We start from the raw sequence: 16,023 nt of genomic DNA, 5'->3' as shown, positions 1-16,023 counted from the left end.
GAATCCGCCCGCTCCACGGCCCGCCCGCGGGGGTGACGGGCCGTTTTTCCGTTCAAACCGTGAGGTGTATGTGACCAGGCTGCAAGCCGATCACCTGTACAAGGTATTCGGCAGACGACCGGACGAAGCCGTGACGAAGCTCAAGAACGGTACGGACCGTGACGAGCTCCGCGCCGACGGTACGACCGCAGCGGTGATCGACGCCTCGTTCTCGGTCGAGCCCGGCCAGATCTTCGTGGTGATGGGTCTCTCGGGATCCGGCAAGTCCACGCTGCTGCGCATGCTGAACGGACTCCTGGAGCCCACCTCGGGCCAGGTGCTCTTCGACGGCCAGGACCTGACCGCCCTGCCCCCCGCCGAACTGCGTCACGTCCGTTCCACCAAGATCAGCATGGTCTTCCAGCACTTCGCGCTCTTCCCGCACCGCAGCGTTCTGGAGAACGCCGGATACGGACTCGAAGTGCAGGGTGTGCCCCGCGAGGAGCGCGAGAAGCGCGCCGCCGCGGCCCTGGAGATGACCGGTCTGGGCGGCTGGGAGAAGTCCTGGCCCGACGAGCTGTCCGGCGGCATGCAGCAGCGTGTCGGCCTTGCCCGCGCGCTCGCCACCGACGCCGATCTGCTGCTGATGGACGAGTCCTTCAGCGCGCTCGACCCGCTGATCCGCCGCGACATGCAGGATCAGCTCCTCGAACTCCAGAAACGGCTCAAGAAGACCATCGTGTTCATCACCCACGACCTCAACGAGGCCATGCGCCTCGGCGACCGGATCGCGGTCATGCGCGACGGGGAGATCGTCCAGCTCGGCAGCGCCGAGGACATCCTCGTCACCCCGGCCAACGACTACGTCGCCTCCTTCACCCAGGACGTCGACCGCTCCCGGGTGCTCACCGCCGGCGCCATCATGGCCGACCCGGAGACCGCCTTCGGCACCGTCACGGACGGCGGCAAGGAACTGCGCGGCGCCCAGGACATCCTGGACGCCGCGCCCGCCACCGTCACCGAGTCCACCCCCATCATCGAGCTGTTCACCCCCTGCTCGACCAGCGAGGTGGCCGTCGCCGTCGTCGACGACGAGGGCACCCTCGTCGGTGTCGTCCCGCGCGCGCGGCTGCTCGCCGTCCTCGGCGAGCCGATGACGCCCGCCGACGCGCTCGCCCCGGTCACCACGGACAAGAACGTCAAGTCCGCGGTCGCCAAGGGCACCGGTACGGACAAGGCGGTCGCCAGTGCCTAGGCTGCCCCTCGGTGACTGGGTCGACAGCGCTGTCGACTTCCTCCAGAACCACTTCGCCTGGCTGTTCGACGCGATCGGCTGGGTCGTCTCCCACCTGTACGACGCCATCAACGCCGTACTCTCCGCGCCGGAGCCGCTGCTCCTCGCGGGGATCTTCGCCGTACTCGCCTGGTGGATGCGGAGCCTCAGCGCCGGTCTCCTCGCCTTCGTCGGCTTCGCGCTCATCGACTCGATGGAGCTGTGGGCCGAGGCGATGGAGACGCTCTCGCTGGTGCTGGTCGCGACCATCGTGGTGCTGGCCATCGCGATGCCGCTCGGCATCTGGGCGGCGCGCTCCAAGACGGTCAGTTCGCTGATCCGCCCGGTGCTCGACCTGATGCAGACCATGCCCGCCATGGTCTACCTGATCCCCGGTGTCGTCTTCTTCGGCATCGGCGCGGTCCCCGGCATCATCGCCACGATCATCTTCGCCCTGCCGCCCGGCGTCCGGATGACCGAGCTGGGTATCCGGCAGGTCGACGCGGAGCTGGTCGAGGCCGCCGAGGCGTTCGGTACCACGCCCCGTAACACCCTGCTGCGGGTCCAGCTCCCGCTGGCCCTCCAGACGATCATGGCGGGCATCAACCAGGTCATCATGCTGGGCCTGTCCATGGTGGTCATCGCCGGCATGGTCGGCGGTGGCGGGCTCGGTGGCGCCGTCTACCGCGCGCTCGGCAACATCGACGTCGGCCTCGGCTTCGAGGCGGGCCTCTCCGTCGTGATCCTCGCCGTCTACCTGGACCGGATCACCGGCGCGCTCAGCCTCCAGGTCTCCCCGGTCGGCCGCCGCATCCTGGCCAAGGCCAAGGAGGCCGCCGGCGGTCTGAAGATCTGGCAGCACCGTCCGCAGCCCGTCGTCGCGATCGCGGGCGTGCTCGTCCTCGCGCTCGTCGCGGGCGGCATCGGCCTCTTCGGCGGCTCCTCGTCGTCCACCTCGAACGAGGCGGGCAACGTCGGCCAGGGCAAGAAGATCAGCATGGGGTACATCCCCTGGGACGAGGGCATCGCCTCCACGTTCCTGTGGAAGGAACTGCTGGAGCAGCGCGGCTACGAGGTCGACGCACGGCAGTACGAGGCGGGATCGCTCTACACCGGCCAGGCCAACGGCCAGATAGACATCCAGACCGACTCCTGGCTGCCGGTCACCCACGCCTCCTACTGGGCCAAGTACAAGGACGACCTGGAGGACATGGGGGCCTGGTACGACAAGACCTCCCTGGAGCTCTCCGTTCCCTCGTACGTGAAGGGCGTCAACTCCCTGGCCGACCTCAAGGGCAAGAGCTCCACGTTCAAGGGCCGCATCATCGGCATCGAGCCGAGCGCGGGCGAGATGGGCCTTCTCAAGGACAAGGTCCTCAAGGCGTACGGCCTCGACAAGGAGTACAAGCTGGTCGACGGCTCCACCTCGGGCATGCTCGCGGAGCTGAAGCGCGCGTACGCCAAGAAGGAGCCCGTCGTCGTGGTGCTCTGGTCGCCGCACTGGGCGTACAACACGTACGACCTCACCAAGCTGGCCGACCCGAAGAAGGCGTTCGGCGCGGAGAGCGACGGCGTCCACACGCTGGCCCGCAAGGGCTTCTCCGAGGACGACCCGCAGGTCGGCTCCTGGCTCAAGAACTTCAAGATGAACGAGGAGCAGCTCACCAGCCTTGAGGCCGAGATCCAGAAGGCCGGCCAGGGCAAGGAGCAGGACGCCGTACGGACCTGGCTCAAGGCCAACCCCGGTCTCGCCGAGAAGTGGACCCCGGTGGAGAAGGCGGGCACGTCCGGCAAAGGAGAGACCGAGCGCGCCCTGAACATCGCGTGGTTCCCGTGGGAGGAGGACATCGCCGCCACGTACCTGTGGAAGGCGGTCCTGGAGGAGCGCGGCTACAAGGTCAACCTGAAGCAGTTCGAACTCGGCCCGATGTACGAGGCGATGTCCCGGGGCCAGATCGACGTCCAGTTCGACGCGTGGCTGCCGAACGCGCAGAAACGGTACTGGGACAAGTACAAGAACGACCTCACCCAGCTCGGCTCCTGGTACGGGCCCACCACCCGTGAGGTCGCCGTTCCCTCGTACGTGAAGGGCGTCGAGTCCCTGGACGACCTGAAGGGCCGCGGCGACGATTTCCAGGGCCGGATCGTCGGGATCGAGCCCGGCACCGAGCAGATGAACGTCCTCAAGGAGGACGTTGTGCCCGGGTACGGCCTCGACGGGGAGTACAAGGTCGTCGACAGCTCCACGCCCGGCATGCTCGCGGAGCTGAAGCGCGCGTACGCCAAGAAGGAGCCGATCGCGGTCTCCCTGTGGAGCCCGCACTGGGCCTACAAGGAGTACGAGCTGACCAAGCTCAAGGACCCGAAGAAGACCTTCGGTGACGGTGACCGGCTCACCACCGTCGCGCACAAGAGCTTCACCGGGAACTATCCGCAGCTCACGAAGTGGTTCAAGAACTTCAAGCTGAGCGAGGAGCAGCTCTCCGGCCTGGAGAACGAGATCCAGAAGGCCGGTACGGGCCACGAGGAGGAAGCCGTGAAGACCTGGATGGGCGAGAATCCGGGCATCGCGGACAAGATGGCCCCGGTGTAGCCGGAAGGCATCACCGAGGTTGACCCGGAAGGGTGGGTGTCGCACCGCGCGACACCCACCCTTCCGGCGTTTCCGTTCCGTCTCTGCCGCGCGCATCATGGAGGACAGCTCTTGCAGGGCCGTCAACTCTGAGAGGATGACGATCCGGTCGGGAGGGAGCCAGTCATGGACGACAAGGAAGCGCTCAGGGTGGGCGCCGCCGTCCGCAGGCGGCGCAGGTCCCTCGGCCTGACCCTGGCGGCGGTCGCGGGCCGTAGCGGGCTGTCCGTGCCCTTCCTCAGCCAGATCGAGAACGAACGGGCCAGGCCGAGCACCCGCTCGCTCGACCGGGTCGCGGAGGCCCTGGAGACCACCCCCGCGCAGCTCCACGCCGCAGCCGACTCCGCCCGTACGGTCGATGTCGTCCGGGCGGCGGAGCCCGGCCCCGGCGTACGGCGCGTGGTGCGCGGCGGGCACCAGCTCAACGCCAAGGAGTTCACCGGCGAGCAGGACACCGGCCGGGAGTACATGCACCGTAACGACGAGGTCATGTACATCGCCGACGGCGCCGCCGAGGTGGAGGCGGAGGGCCGCGCCTACCGGCTGGAGCGCGGCGACACGCTGTACCTCTCCGGTGGCGTACGGCACCGGTGGCGCGCCACCGAACCCGGCACCCGCATCCTGGTCGTCGCCGTCGCGGAGGACGTCGACGCCACCTTCGACCGGCGCTGACGCCCCGGACGGCGTACGGGGTCACACGGCCCGCACCGGCTCCGGCGCGGGCGTCCGGGGCGCACCACCCGGCAGGGCTCCGCCGAGCAGCCCGCGCACCGTGCACCACGCGGCGACCGCCCACGCCGTCACCAGCAGCGCGAACAGTCCCACGGCCAGCCACGAGAGCGCCGCCAGCCCGGTGTGGCGCGCCAGCCCCGCCGCACCCGTCACGCAGGTGCCGACCGGGAAGGTGAAGGCCCACCACGTCATCGTGAACCGCATCCCGCGCCGGGCGGCCCGTACCACCAGCGCCGCCGCGAGCGCCAGCCACAGCAGCGCGAACCCCATCACCGGCACCCCGTACACCACGGCGAACGCGGACAGCGCGTCCGCGTACGGGGCGCCGACCGCCGAGGGCGCCACGTCCGCGAGCCGGCCCACGGCGGTGGTCGACTGGCCCAGCGGGCCGAGCACCAGGAAGAGCGCCGGGGTCAGCGCGAGCGGCAGCGGACCGTGCACCACCAGCCGGGCGAAGACCAGCGGCAGCAGCATCAGTGTGGCCAGCAGACTCAGCCCGAACAGCGCGTAGCAGCCGTACAGCAGCGCCGCACGCCCCTGACCCGCCGGCAGGTACGGCACCAGCGACGGGCCCACCGCCGCCGAGACCATCGGGGCGACCACCGGCAGCAGCCACACCGGCGACGCGTCAGCGGCGGCCGGACGGTGGCGCCCGACCATCAGGTACGGGATCCCCACCGCGACCGCGAGGCCGAGCAGCGTCCCCGCGCCGAACAGCACCGCGTCCACGGCGAGCGCCGCCCGCTCGCCCAGCACGTCGCGGCCCACGGCGAGCGTCGCGGCGCCGACGGCCAGCAGCGCCATCGCGAGACAGCCGTAAAACGGTGCCACGGCCGGGTCGAGGAGATGGGCGCGCGCCTGGTCGCGGTGGTGCAGCCAGTGGCCGGCGCGGGCGGTCAGGAGCGCGGCGAGCGCCACCGCCGACAGCGCCCACACCGCCACCCAGACCGCCTGTGGCACCGGCAGGGCCGCCGGGAGGGCGGCGCCCGCGGTCGCGACGATCGCCGTGCCCATCACCGTCGCGTACCAGTTGGGCCCGAGATGGCGCAGCGCGGGGCGCCGGGCACCGGGCGGGAGCCCGCCGACGGAACGGTCGGGACGGACGGGGTGCGCGAGGACGGCCATACGCCCAGCGTCCCGCCCGGCCCCGGCCCCCACCAGCCCCGCTCTCCCTATGGGGACATAACCTGGACTTATGTCCGAGGATCCGCTCGCCGCCCCGCTCTCGCACCGGGTGCCCGACCTCGGCGCGCTGGAGCTGCTGCTCGCCGTCGCCCGGCTGGGCAGCCTCGGCGGGGCCGCCCGGGAGGTGGGCATCAGCCAGCCCGCCGCGAGCAGCCGGATCCGGGCGATGGAGCGGCAGCTCGGGGTGGCGCTGGTCGACCGCTCGCCGCGCGGTTCGCGGCTGACCGACGCGGGCACCCTGGTCACCGACTGGGCCCGGCGGGTCATGGAGGCCGCCGAGGCCTTCGACGCGGGCGCGCAGGCCCTGCGGGACCGCAGGGACTCCCGGCTGCGCGTCGCCGCCAGCATGACGATCGCCGAGTATCTGCTGCCGCGCTGGCTGATAGCGCTGCGCCGGGCACGTCCCGACACCGCCGTCTCGCTGCACGCGGGCAACTCCGTCGCCGTCGCCGAGCGACTGCTGAGCCGTGAGGCGGATCTCGGCTTCGTGGAGGGGCTGGCCACGCCCGAGGGGCTGGACTCCGTGGTCATCGGCCATGACCGGCTGCTGGTGGTCACGGCGCCCGGTCATCCGTGGGCCCGCCGCCGGAACCCGCTCGAACCGGCCGAGCTGGCCGGGACGCCGCTGATCCTGCGGGAGCCGGGCTCCGGTACCCGCCAGGTGCTGGACGCGGGGCTGAGCGCGTACGGAGGCCCGGCCAGGCCGCTGCTCGAACTGGCCTCCACCACCGCGCTGAAGGCCGCCGCCGTCAGCGGGGAGGGCCCCTGCGTGCTGAGCGAGCTGGCGGTCGGCGAGGAACTGGCCGCGCGCCGGCTGGTCCGGGTGCCGGTGGCGGGCCTACGGCTCCGCCGTGACCTGCGGGCGGTCTGGCCGACCGGTGCCCGCCCGGCCGGGCCCGCGCGCGACCTGCTGTCACTGACGCGCGGCGCCGCCCCCGACCCGCCCGTCGGGCTCTGAGGCGGCCTGGAGCGAGGCGGCCCGCACCGCGGCGCCCCGGTCCGAGGCGGCCCGGACCAGCCAGGACATCACGCGGGTGTCCTCGCCCATCTCGGGGTGCCACTGGACGCCCAGGACCGGCCGCGGATCCGGCAGCTCGACCGCCTCGACCGTGCCGTCGGCGGCGAACGCCGAGACCGTCAGCCCCGCACCGAGCCGGTCCACCGTCTGGTGGTGGTGCGTCGGTACGGCGAACTCCTCCGGCACCAGTTCCCCGTAACGGGTGAACGGCACCGGCTTCACCGCGTGGGAGCCGAAGGAGCCGACGACCGGGGAGCTGTGCCCGTCCACGTGCTGGACGAGCGTCCCGCCCAGCGCCACGTTGAGGAGCTGCATGCCCCGGCAGATCCCCAGCAGCGGGGTGCCGGAGGCCAGCGCCGCCTCGATCAGGGCCAGCTCCCACGCGTCCCGCTCCAGGGCGGGCGGCCCGGTGCGGGGGTCGGTCTCGGCCCCGTACCGCACGGGCTGTACGTCGGGGCCACCCGCGATCACCACCCCGTCGAGCCGGGCCACCACCGAGGCCGCCGCCTCCGGGTCGTCCGGCGGGAGCATCACGGCCGTACCGCCGGAGCGCTGGACGAGCCGGGGGTAGCCGGCGGGCAGCAGGGCCGCCGGGAGCTCCCAGACGCCCCAGGCGGTGGACTCCTCCAGATAGGTGCTGATGCCGATGAGCGGCTTCACTGTGCCTCCATGCGGGTGGTTCGCGTGCGGGTGGTACGGGTGCGGGTGGTACGGGTGCTGTCAGCCGCGTTCGAGTTCGGCCTCGGCGGCGGCGAGCGCCGCGAACTCCTCCTCGGGGGCCGCAGCGACGAGCCGGTGCCGACTGTAGAAGGTGAAGTAGGCGAGGGCGACGACATAGACGCCCAGCGCGATGAACGCGGCGTCCTTGTCCACCAGGAACGTCGCCACCAGCGCGGACAGCGCGAGCACGAAGGCGATGCCCGAGGTCAGCATGCCGCCGGGCGTCCGGTACGGGCGGGGCAGACCGGGCTCCCGGCGGCGCAGCACGAGGTGCGAGAGGGCCATCAGCGCGTACGAGATGGTGGCGCCGAACACCGCCACGTTGAGCATCCGCCCGCCGTCGCCGGTGCCCGCCGCGAGCGCGAACCCGATCGCGCCGGGGATCAGCAGACCCAGATAGGGGGCTTTGCGGCTGCTGGTGAGGGAGAGGAATCGTGGCAGGTATCCGGCGCGGGAGAGCGCGAAGAGCTGCCGGGACCCGGCGTAGATGAGCGAGAAGAAGGAGGCGACGAGACCGGCGAGACCCGCGTAGTTCACGAACCGGCCGAGGGGGGTCGGCTCGCCGTCCCCCTGGAGCGCGACCACCAGCGGGTTGCCCGCCTCCTGGATGGCCGCCGAGCCCCGGGCGCCCGTCGCGGCGAAGAAGGTGAGCAGGGCGAGCAGTACCAGTACACCCATGGAGATCGACAGCGCCTTGGGCATCGAACGCACCGGGTCCTTGGCCTCCTCGGCGGCCAGCGGCACCCCCTCGACCCCCAGGAAGAACCACATGCCGAACGGGAAGGCCGCCCAGATGCCCAGCACGCCGTACGGCAGCCAGGAGGTCGAGCCGAAGGCGTCCGGGTCGGCGGGGATGTCGTTGAGACCACCGGCGTCGAACTCGGTGAACGCGCCGACCGCGAAGATCAGCAGCGCCGCCACGGCGACGGCGGTCACGACGAGGCTGAAGCGCAGCGCCTCACCGACACCCCAGAGATGGATTCCGATGAAGATCACGAAGCAGGCCAGATAGACCGGCCAGCCGGCCGTCAGACCGAAGAGATGGAGGGACTCGACATACTCACCGATGAAGATGGAGATCGCGGCCGGCGCCAGGATGTACTCGATGAGGATGGCCGTTCCGGTGAGAAAGCCGCCCCAGGTGCCCAGCGCGCGCCGGGCGAAGCCGTAACCGCCGCCCGCCGTGGGCAGGATGGCGGACAGTTCGGCGAGCGAGAAGACCAGACAGGCGTACATCACGCCCATGAGGAGGGTGGCGATGGCCAGACCGCCGAAGCCGCCCTCGGAGAGGCCGATGTTCCATCCCGAGAAGTCCCCGGAGACGACGTAGGCGACGCCCAGACCGGTGAGCAGCAGCCAGCCCGCGCTGCCCCGGCGCAGCGCGCGCCGCTGGAGGTAGTCGGTCTCCGGGGGAGCGGCGCCGTCCGCCACGCCGGCCGGTGGGGTGCGCGAGTCCGTGCCTTCGGACATGATCCGCTCCTGCCTCGGGGTAATGGTGTGGGGGCATACCATTGTCGTCGCGACGACCGCGCGCAAGACCCGTGCGTTAAACGGCTGTTACGGATCGGCCCCGGCGCCGGATCGCGCGGCGGACCGCGAGGTGGCCGGAGGGTGGCCGTGGCCCGCGGACGCTCAGGCCAGGAAGCCCCGCAGCAGCGCCGCCGTACCGCCGCAGTGCTCGCGCGCGATCTCGCGCGCCCCGTCCGCGTCCCCGTCCAGCACCGCCCCGACCAGGGCCGTGTGCTGCCGCTGCGAGTGCTCCAGGTTCCGTACCAGCAGCGGGATGCAGTCCAGCAGATCGTTCACCCCCGCCCGCACGGCCGCGTACTGCGCGGTCAGCGTGGCGGACCCGGCGAGCTCGGCGAGCGTGAGATGCAGCAGCGTGTCCAGCCTGCGGTACTCCGCGAGCGGCGCCTCGTGCGTCGCGGCCAGCGCCGCACGCAGCCGCTCCGCCTGCTCGCCGGTCAGCCCGTGCGCCGCGCACAGCCCCGCAGCGCCGACCTCCAGCACCTCGCGGAAGCGCAGCACGTCCTCGATGTCCACGGCCGCCACGCGCCGCCGCAGCTCCTCCTCGGCGCCCAGCGCGGGCGCGTCGGGACGGGGGCGTACGAACGTTCCGCCGTACCGGCCGCGCCGGCTCTCCAGCAGCCCCTGGTCCTGGAGGACCTTGAGCGCCTCGCGCAGGGTGACCCGGCTGATCCCCAGCCGGTCCGCCAGCTCCCGCTCGGCGGGCAGCCGTTCCCCGGCCGCGACCAGCCCCAGCCTGACGACCTGGAGGATCTGCTCCAGCGCCTCCTCGAACCCGTTCCCGGCCCGCACGGGCCGCAGAACCGGAGTGAGCGGGTCCGCGTCGGACGGGTCCATCGGCTCGTTCCTCCTCGCCACGTCGCCGTTGCCCCTTCCCAACCAAAGGTCTTCAGGCATACCTTATGCCTTCCGGCTGACCGAAGGAGGAGCAATCCCGTGGCAGACCGCACACCCCCGCTCTCCATCGAGGAACTGCGCGTCCTCGTCGAGAGCGGCGAGATCGACACAGTTGTCCTGGCCTTCCCCGACATGCAGGGCCGGCTCCAGGGCAAGCGGTTCGCCGCGCCCTTCTTCCTCGACGACGTCCTGGAGAACGGCACGGAGGGCTGCAACTACCTCCTCGCCGTCGACACCGACATGAACACCGTCGACGGATACGCGATGTCCTCCTGGGAACGCGGCTACGGCGACTTCGCCATGCGCCCCGACCTCTCCACCCTGCGCCGCGTCCCCTGGAACGAGGGCACGGCGATGCTCGTCGCCGACCTCGCCTGGCACGACGGCTCACCCGTCGTCGCCGCGCCCCGCCAGATCCTCCGCCGCCAACTGGAACGCCTCGCCGGCCACGGCTACACGGCGCACGTCGGCACGGAGCTGGAATTCATCGTCTTCAAGGACACCTTCGAAGAGGCCTGGGACAGCGGCTACCGCGGCCTGACCCCCGCCAACCAGTACAACGTCGACTACTCCGTCCTCGGCACCGGACGCGTCGAACCCCTGCTGCGCCGCATCCGCAACGAGATGGCCACCGCGGGACTCACCGTCGAGTCGGCCAAGGGCGAGTGCAACCCCGGCCAGCACGAGATCGCCTTCAAGTACGACGAGGCCCTCGTCACCTGCGACCAGCACGCCATCTACAAGACCGGCGCCAAGGAGATCGCCTCCCAGGAAGGCGTCTCGCTCACCTTCATGGCGAAGTTCAACGAGCGCGAGGGCAACTCCTGCCACATCCATCTCTCGCTCCAGGACGAGCACGGCACCAACGCCATGGCCGGGGACGGACCCGGCTCCATGTCCCCCCTGATGCGCCACTTCCTGGCCGGACAACTCGCCGCGCTGCGCGACTTCTCCCTGCTGTACGCGCCCACCATCAACGCGTACAAACGCTTCCAGCCCGGCTCGTTCGCCCCCACCGCCGTCGCCTGGGGCTACGACAACCGCACCTGTTCGCTGCGCGTCGTCGGCCACGGCCGCTCGCTGCGCTTCGAGAACCGGCTGCCCGGCGGGGACGTCAACCCGCACCTCGCCGTCGCCGGACTCGTCGCGGCGGGGATCCACGGCATCGAGAACGAACTCGAACTCCCCGAGGCGTGCGCCGGAAACGCCTACGCGGCCGAGTACCCCCACGTCCCCACCACCCTCGCCGAGGCCGCCGCGCTCTGGGAGAACAGCCCCATCGCCCGCGCCGCCTTCGGTGAGGAGGTGGTGGCGCACTACAGCAACATGGCGCGCGTCGAGGTGGACGCCTTCAACGCCGCGGTGACCGACTGGGAGCTTCGCCGCTCCTTCGAACGTCTGTGAGGAACGACCACCCGTGAGGAACGACGTGCAGGAACACCACGCCGTACACCAGATCCTCAACCCCGCCACCGGGGAGACCATCGCGGCGATCGGCGCGACCACCGTCGAACAGGTCGACACGGCGGTACGGCGCGCCGCCGCCGCCCAGCGCGGATGGGCGGCGGCGGCCCCGGCCGACCGCGCCCGGCTGCTGCGCCGCTTCGCGACCGTCGTCGACGCCCACACCGAGGAACTGGCCCGGCTGGAGGTCCGCGAAGCGGGCCACACCCTCGGCAACGCCCGCTGGGAGGCGGGCAACGTCCGCGATCTCCTGGACTACAGCGCCGGGGGAGTGGAGCGGCTGACCGGACGCCAGATCCCCGTCGCCGGCGGCCTCGACATCACCCTGCTGGAACCGCTCGGCGTGATCGGGGTGATCGCCCCCTGGAACTTCCCCATGCCGATCGCCGCCTGGGGCACGGCCCCCGCGCTCGCCGCCGGCAACGCCGTCCTCCTCAAACCCGCCGAGACCACCCCGCTCACCGCCCTGCGCCTGGCCGAACTCGCCCTGGAGGCCGGGCTCCCCGAGCATCTCTTCCAGGTCCTGCCCGGCGCGGGCGCCGTCGCAGGCAACGCGCTGGTCGAACACCCCGGGGTCGCCAAGATCGTCTTCACCGGCTCCACCAAGGTCGGCCGGCAGATCATGGCGAGGAGCAGCGCCCTGATGAAGCGCGTGACCCTCGAACTCGGCGGCAAGAGCCCCAACATCGTCTTCGCCGACTCCGACCTCGAACAGGCCGCGGCCTCGGCCCCGATGGCCTTCCTCGACAACGCCGGCCAGGACTGCTGCGCCCGTAGCCGCATCCTCGTCCAGCGCGAGGTCCACGACCGGTTCCTCGAACTCCTCTCCACCGCCGTCGCCTCGGTCGTCGTCGGTGACCCCTCCGACGAGAAGACCCAGATGGGCCCGCTGATCTCGGCCCTGCAACGGGAGCGCGTCAGGGCGTACGTCCCCGACACCGCGCGGGCCATCCGGGGCACCGCACCCGAAGGACCCGGCTTCTGGTTCGCGCCGACCGTCCTCACCGACGCGGCCCCGGACTCCGCTGTCGCCACCGAGGAGGTCTTCGGCCCCGTCGCCGTCGTCCTGCCCTTCGAGGACGAGGCCGACGCCGTCCGGCTGGCCAACGCCACCGACTACGGCCTCGCCGGATCGATCTGGACCCGGGACGTCGGCCGCGCCCTGCGCGTCTCGCGCGCCGTCGCCGCCGGCAATCTCTCCGTCAACTCCCACAGCGCCGTCCGCTACGCGACCCCCTTCGGCGGCTACAAACAGTCCGGAATCGGCCGGGAGCTGGGCCCCGACGCCCTCGCCGCCTTCACCGAAACCAAGAACGTCTTCCTCAGCACGGAGGTCTGAGCTCCATGACCACTCCCGCGACCGACTCCACGTCCGACATCGTCTGCCGCCGCCTGGTCGGCCGTACCGCCGTCATCACCGGAGCCGCCAGCGGCATCGGTCTCGCCACCGCGCGCCGCCTCGCCTCCGAGGGGGCGCACATCGTCTGCGGCGACATCGACGAGACCGCGGGCAAGGCCGCCGCCGAAGCGGTCGGCGGCACCTTCGTACGCGTCGACGTCACCGCCGCCGAGGAGGTCGAGGCGCTGTTCCAGGCCGCCCACGACACCTACGGCAGCGTCGACATCGCCTTCAACAACGCGGGCATCTCGCCGCCCGACGACGACTCGATCCTCACCACGGGACTGGAGGCCTGGCAGCGGGTCCAGGAGGTCAACCTCACCTCCGTGTACCTCTGCTGCAAGGCCGCCCTCCCCTACATGCGCCGCCAGGGCCGCGGCTCCATCATCAACACCGCCTCCTTCGTCGCCCGGATGGGCGCGGCGACCTCCCAGATCTCGTACACCGCCTCCAAGGGTGGCGTCCTCGCCATGTCCCGCGAGCTGGGCGTGCAGTTCGCCCGCGAGGGGATCCGGGTCAACGCGCTCTGCCCGGGGCCGGTCAACACCCCGCTGCTCCAGGAGCTGTTCGCGAAGGACCCGGAGCGCGCCGCGCGCCGGCTCGTACACATCCCGCTGGGCCGGTTCGCCGAGGCGGAGGAGATCGCGGCGGCCGTCGCCTTCCTCGCCAGCGACGACTCGTCCTTCGTGAACGCCACCGACTTCCTGGTCGACGGCGGCATCTCGGGCGCGTACGTCACCCCCCTGTAGGCCGCATAGGCTGGCCCGATGGCCATGACGACCCCGCCGGGCTGGTATCCCGACCAGCACGTTCCGTCCACCGAACGCTGGTGGGACGGGACCGCCTGGACGGCGCACACCCGCCCGCTCGGCGCGTCCCCCGCGTCCTCCGCGACCGCCCGGCCCCCGGCGGGTCCGGCGGCCGGGGAACCGGTGGGCGGGGGAGCGGTACGTGGTGGCGGCGGCCGGAAGCGGCTGATCACGATCCTCGCCGCGGGTCTCGCCGCCGCGGCCGTGATCACCGCAGCGGCCCTCGGCTTCGGCGGCGACCGGGGCGACGCGAAGCCGCTCGCGGCGCGGAGCGGTACGCCCTCGCCCGCCACCACACCGGAGCCGGGCGAGGGAACACCCGACGAGGAGCCCGAGGCGGAGGCCGGCGAGGATCCGACCCGCCTCACCGACCAGTTGAACGGCATCACCCTGCCGATACCCGACGGCTGGGAGCGCCCGGACTCCGCCGGTGACTCCCTGACGATCCACACCGCCACCACCTACACCTGTCCCGGCGCCCCCTCGATGACCTGCCGCCAGGGCACGGTCTCCTCCGGCACCGTGAGCGGCACCGACGAGACCTCCCCCGAGGCCCTCGCCAAGGAGGACATCGCCAAGGCGGCCGACGAGGCCTTCGCCGACATCGACTACCCCGGCTTCAGCACCCACGGCGACATCACGTCCCACACGGTGATCCGCTCCCGGTCCGCCGTCGTCGCGGGCCGCACCGGATACCTGGTGCGCTGGAAGGTCATCACCGGGGTCGGCTCCGGCGGCTACGTCCAGTCCCTGGTCTTCCCCTCGACCATCGGCAACGGGACCCCTGTCCGCGTCCGCACGGCCTTCAGCGCGGGCCCCGGCGGCCCGCCGCTCACCTTGATGGACACGATCACCGAGGGGATCCGCCCCCTCGGGGATGTCTCGGGCGGAGTCGGCAGCTCCATCGGCCCCTGAACGCGCCCACGGAAGCCAGGCATCCAGGAAGCGGAAGCTCAGAGAGAAGCGGGAACCGGAGAGAAGCGGAAGTCCGAGAGAAGTCGGGACGTCAGAGAAAGGTGCGGCCCTCGCCCCGGTACGTCGGCACGGACTCCACCACGCGGTCGCCCTCGACCAGCCGCAGGGTGTCGAACCGCTCGCACAGCTCCCCGGCCTTGGCATGCCGGAACCACACCTTGTCGCCGATCAGCAGATCGTCGGCCGCCGCCCCGAGCAGCGGGGTCTGCACCTCGCCGGGCCCTTCCTGCGGGTCGTAACGCAGCCCCTCCGGGAGGTACGGGACGGGCAGCCGGTCGGCGCCCGCCGCGCCCGACGCCGGGTAGCCGCCGCCCAGCACCGTCACCACACCGACGCCCGGCCTGCGCACCACGGGCTGGGCGAACAGCGCCGCCGGACGGCCCGTGAACGAGGTGTAGTTGTCGAAGAGCCGCGGTACGTAGAGGCCCGAGCCCGCCGCGATCTCCGTCACCGCGTCCTCCGCGGCCGTGTGCTGGACACTGCCCGTGCCCCCGCCGTTGACGAACTCCAGATCGGGCGCGACGGCCCGTACGGCGCGCACCACCGCGGCGCGTCGCTCGGCCAGTTCCCGGCGGGCGGCCGACTGCATCAGCCGGATGGCGCGCGAGCGCAGCGGCCGACCCGCCAGGGCGTCCCCCACCCCGGCCACATGTCCCTCGTACGCCATGAGTCCCACCAGCCGGAATCCGGGGCGCCGGGCCACGGATCGGGCCAGCTCGGCCAGTTGGGCCGGCTCGCTCAGCGGGGATCGCAGGGCGCCGATCCTGATCCGGCCGCCGAACAGCCTTAGGGCCGTGTCCAGTTCCAGACAGACCCTCACCTCTTCCCGGCCGCCTTCGCGTGCGGCGTCGATCAGATCGAGATGGGCCGGGTCGTCGATCATCACCGTGACGGCGGCGGCGAGTTTGGGGTCCGCGGCGAGTTCCGCGTAGCCGGCGCGGTCGGCCGACGGATAGGCGAGGAGCACGTCGTCGAAGCCCGACCGGGCCAGCCACAGCGACTCCGCCAGTGTGAACGACATGATCCCCGCGAAGCCCTCCCTGCCCAGCACCCGCTCCAGCAGGGCACGGCAGCGCACCGACTTGCTCGCCACTCGCAGCGGCTTGCCGCCGGCCCGCCGGACGAGGTCGTCGGCGTTGGCGTCGAAGGCGTCGAGATCGACCAGCGCGAGCGGCGCGTCGAGGTGGGCGGTCGCCCGGTCGTAGCGGGCGCGGTCGGTGGCGCGCGGGGGCGGGGACGGAGTCATGGACCGAGCTTGCCAGAGCGGATTACCGCGCGGTAGGGGGATGATCTGGGCAGATCACCCCGGGCCTTCACGGACGTTCCCGCGGGGTGCTCTCCAGCCCGTAGAGTGACGCACACACCGCGTCGAACGGGCCCGCGCCGTACGGCCGGTAGCGGTGTGGGGCGGTT

Annotated in this window: 13 protein-coding genes; 8 read left to right on the top strand and 5 right to left on the bottom strand. The window is 71.8% G+C overall.

Annotated features, from left to right (window positions below):
* Nucleotides 1-130 precede the first annotated feature (130 nt).
* The 3 genes from ACIBJC_RS21455 to ACIBJC_RS21445 all read left to right on the top strand — a co-directional run bounded on the left by ACIBJC_RS21455 (nt 131) and on the right by ACIBJC_RS21445 (nt 4,556).
* Nucleotides 131-1,234 carry a glycine betaine/L-proline ABC transporter ATP-binding protein gene (locus ACIBJC_RS21455; protein WP_399294751.1) on the top strand — a complete coding sequence of 368 codons (1,104 nt, stop codon included), beginning with the start codon at nt 131-133 and terminating at the stop codon, nt 1,232-1,234.
* The gene (locus ACIBJC_RS21450) at nt 1,227-3,845 is read left to right on the top strand and encodes an ABC transporter permease/substrate binding protein (protein ID WP_399294749.1); all 2,619 of its coding nucleotides are present in this window, start codon (nt 1,227-1,229) and stop codon (nt 3,843-3,845) included. Before ACIBJC_RS21455 ends, ACIBJC_RS21450 begins: the two co-directional genes overlap by 8 nt.
* Before the next feature lie 165 nt (nt 3,846-4,010).
* Nucleotides 4,011-4,556 (top strand): helix-turn-helix domain-containing protein, encoded by a 546-nt coding sequence (locus tag ACIBJC_RS21445; RefSeq protein ID WP_329824457.1) that lies wholly within the window; start codon nt 4,011-4,013, stop codon nt 4,554-4,556.
* Between the two features lie 21 nt (nt 4,557-4,577).
* Here the strand turns inward: ACIBJC_RS21445 and ACIBJC_RS21440 are convergent, their stop codons facing one another.
* Nucleotides 4,578-5,741 (bottom strand): TDT family transporter, encoded by a 1,164-nt coding sequence (locus ACIBJC_RS21440; protein ID WP_399294746.1) that lies wholly within the window; start codon nt 5,739-5,741, stop codon nt 4,578-4,580.
* A 70-nt stretch (nt 5,742-5,811) separates the two neighbouring features.
* Between ACIBJC_RS21440 and ACIBJC_RS21435 the strand changes: the two genes are divergently transcribed.
* Nucleotides 5,812-6,759 (top strand): LysR family transcriptional regulator, encoded by a 948-nt coding sequence (locus ACIBJC_RS21435; RefSeq protein ID WP_399294745.1) that lies wholly within the window; start codon nt 5,812-5,814, stop codon nt 6,757-6,759.
* Here ACIBJC_RS21435 and ACIBJC_RS21430 read toward each other — a convergent pair.
* The 3 genes from ACIBJC_RS21430 to ACIBJC_RS21420 all read right to left on the bottom strand — a co-directional run bounded on the left by ACIBJC_RS21430 (nt 6,715) and on the right by ACIBJC_RS21420 (nt 9,903).
* Nucleotides 6,715-7,479, bottom strand: a complete 765-nt coding sequence (locus ACIBJC_RS21430; RefSeq protein ID WP_399294743.1) for a gamma-glutamyl-gamma-aminobutyrate hydrolase family protein — start codon at nt 7,477-7,479, stop codon at nt 6,715-6,717. The two genes, ACIBJC_RS21435 and ACIBJC_RS21430, sit on opposite strands and share 45 nt — an antisense overlap.
* A gap of 60 nt (nt 7,480-7,539) precedes the next feature.
* Nucleotides 7,540-9,009 (bottom strand): ethanolamine permease, encoded by a 1,470-nt coding sequence (gene eat / locus ACIBJC_RS21425; RefSeq protein WP_399294741.1) that lies wholly within the window; start codon nt 9,007-9,009, stop codon nt 7,540-7,542.
* 162 nt (nt 9,010-9,171) lie between these two features.
* Entirely contained in the window at nt 9,172-9,903 is a 732-nt protein-coding gene (locus ACIBJC_RS21420; RefSeq protein ID WP_399294739.1) for a FadR/GntR family transcriptional regulator, read from the bottom strand.
* 99 nt (nt 9,904-10,002) lie between these two features.
* On the opposite strand from ACIBJC_RS21420, the gene ACIBJC_RS21415 reads away from it, so the two are divergent.
* Genes ACIBJC_RS21415 through ACIBJC_RS21400 form a run of 4 tightly spaced genes read left to right on the top strand, consistent with a single transcriptional unit; the run spans nt 10,003 to nt 14,550 of the window.
* Nucleotides 10,003-11,367, top strand: coding sequence for a glutamine synthetase family protein (locus tag ACIBJC_RS21415; RefSeq protein WP_399294737.1), 1,365 nt, complete (start codon nt 10,003-10,005; stop codon nt 11,365-11,367).
* 13 nt (nt 11,368-11,380) lie between these two features.
* Complete coding sequence (locus tag ACIBJC_RS21410) at nt 11,381-12,766, top strand: aldehyde dehydrogenase family protein (protein WP_399294735.1); 1,386 nt, start codon at nt 11,381-11,383, stop codon at nt 12,764-12,766.
* Between the two features lie 5 nt (nt 12,767-12,771).
* Nucleotides 12,772-13,575 carry a 3-oxoacyl-ACP reductase gene (locus ACIBJC_RS21405; protein WP_399294733.1) on the top strand — a complete coding sequence of 268 codons (804 nt, stop codon included), beginning with the start codon at nt 12,772-12,774 and terminating at the stop codon, nt 13,573-13,575.
* An 18-nt stretch (nt 13,576-13,593) separates the two neighbouring features.
* Nucleotides 13,594-14,550, top strand: coding sequence for a DUF2510 domain-containing protein (locus ACIBJC_RS21400; RefSeq protein WP_399294731.1), 957 nt, complete (start codon nt 13,594-13,596; stop codon nt 14,548-14,550).
* Nucleotides 14,551-14,641: 91 nt separating this feature from the next.
* Here ACIBJC_RS21400 and ACIBJC_RS21395 read toward each other — a convergent pair whose 3' ends face one another.
* A complete protein-coding gene (locus ACIBJC_RS21395; RefSeq protein ID WP_399294729.1) occupies nt 14,642-15,856 on the bottom strand; it encodes an amino acid deaminase/aldolase in 1,215 nt (404 codons plus the stop codon).
* Nucleotides 15,857-16,023: the final 167 nt, after the last annotated feature.

The sequence above is a fragment of the Streptomyces sp. NPDC050509 genome, assembly GCF_044457965.1.
Taxonomy (GTDB): Bacteria; Actinomycetota; Actinomycetes; order Streptomycetales; family Streptomycetaceae; genus Streptomyces.
Note: the sequence above shows the minus strand (reverse complement) of the source record. Positions and strands in the feature narration are given on the sequence as shown.

Bases quoted from the DNA above. Each gene is read 5' to 3' on its own strand.
- ACIBJC_RS21440 (WP_399294746.1), bottom strand. From the start codon at position 5,741: ATGGCCGTCCTCGCGCACCCCGTCCGTCCCGACCGTTCCGTCGGCGGG.
- ACIBJC_RS21395 (WP_399294729.1), bottom strand. From the start codon at position 15,856: ATGACTCCGTCCCCGCCCCCGCGCGCCACCGACCGCGCCCGCTACGAC.
- eat (WP_399294741.1), bottom strand. From the start codon at position 9,009: ATGTCCGAAGGCACGGACTCGCGCACCCCACCGGCCGGCGTGGCGGAC.
- ACIBJC_RS21435 (WP_399294745.1), top strand. From the start codon at position 5,812: ATGTCCGAGGATCCGCTCGCCGCCCCGCTCTCGCACCGGGTGCCCGAC.
- ACIBJC_RS21405 (WP_399294733.1), top strand. From the start codon at position 12,772: ATGACCACTCCCGCGACCGACTCCACGTCCGACATCGTCTGCCGCCGC.
- ACIBJC_RS21445 (WP_329824457.1), top strand. From the start codon at position 4,011: ATGGACGACAAGGAAGCGCTCAGGGTGGGCGCCGCCGTCCGCAGGCGG.
- ACIBJC_RS21400 (WP_399294731.1), top strand. From the start codon at position 13,594: ATGGCCATGACGACCCCGCCGGGCTGGTATCCCGACCAGCACGTTCCG.
- ACIBJC_RS21420 (WP_399294739.1), bottom strand. From the start codon at position 9,903: ATGGACCCGTCCGACGCGGACCCGCTCACTCCGGTTCTGCGGCCCGTG.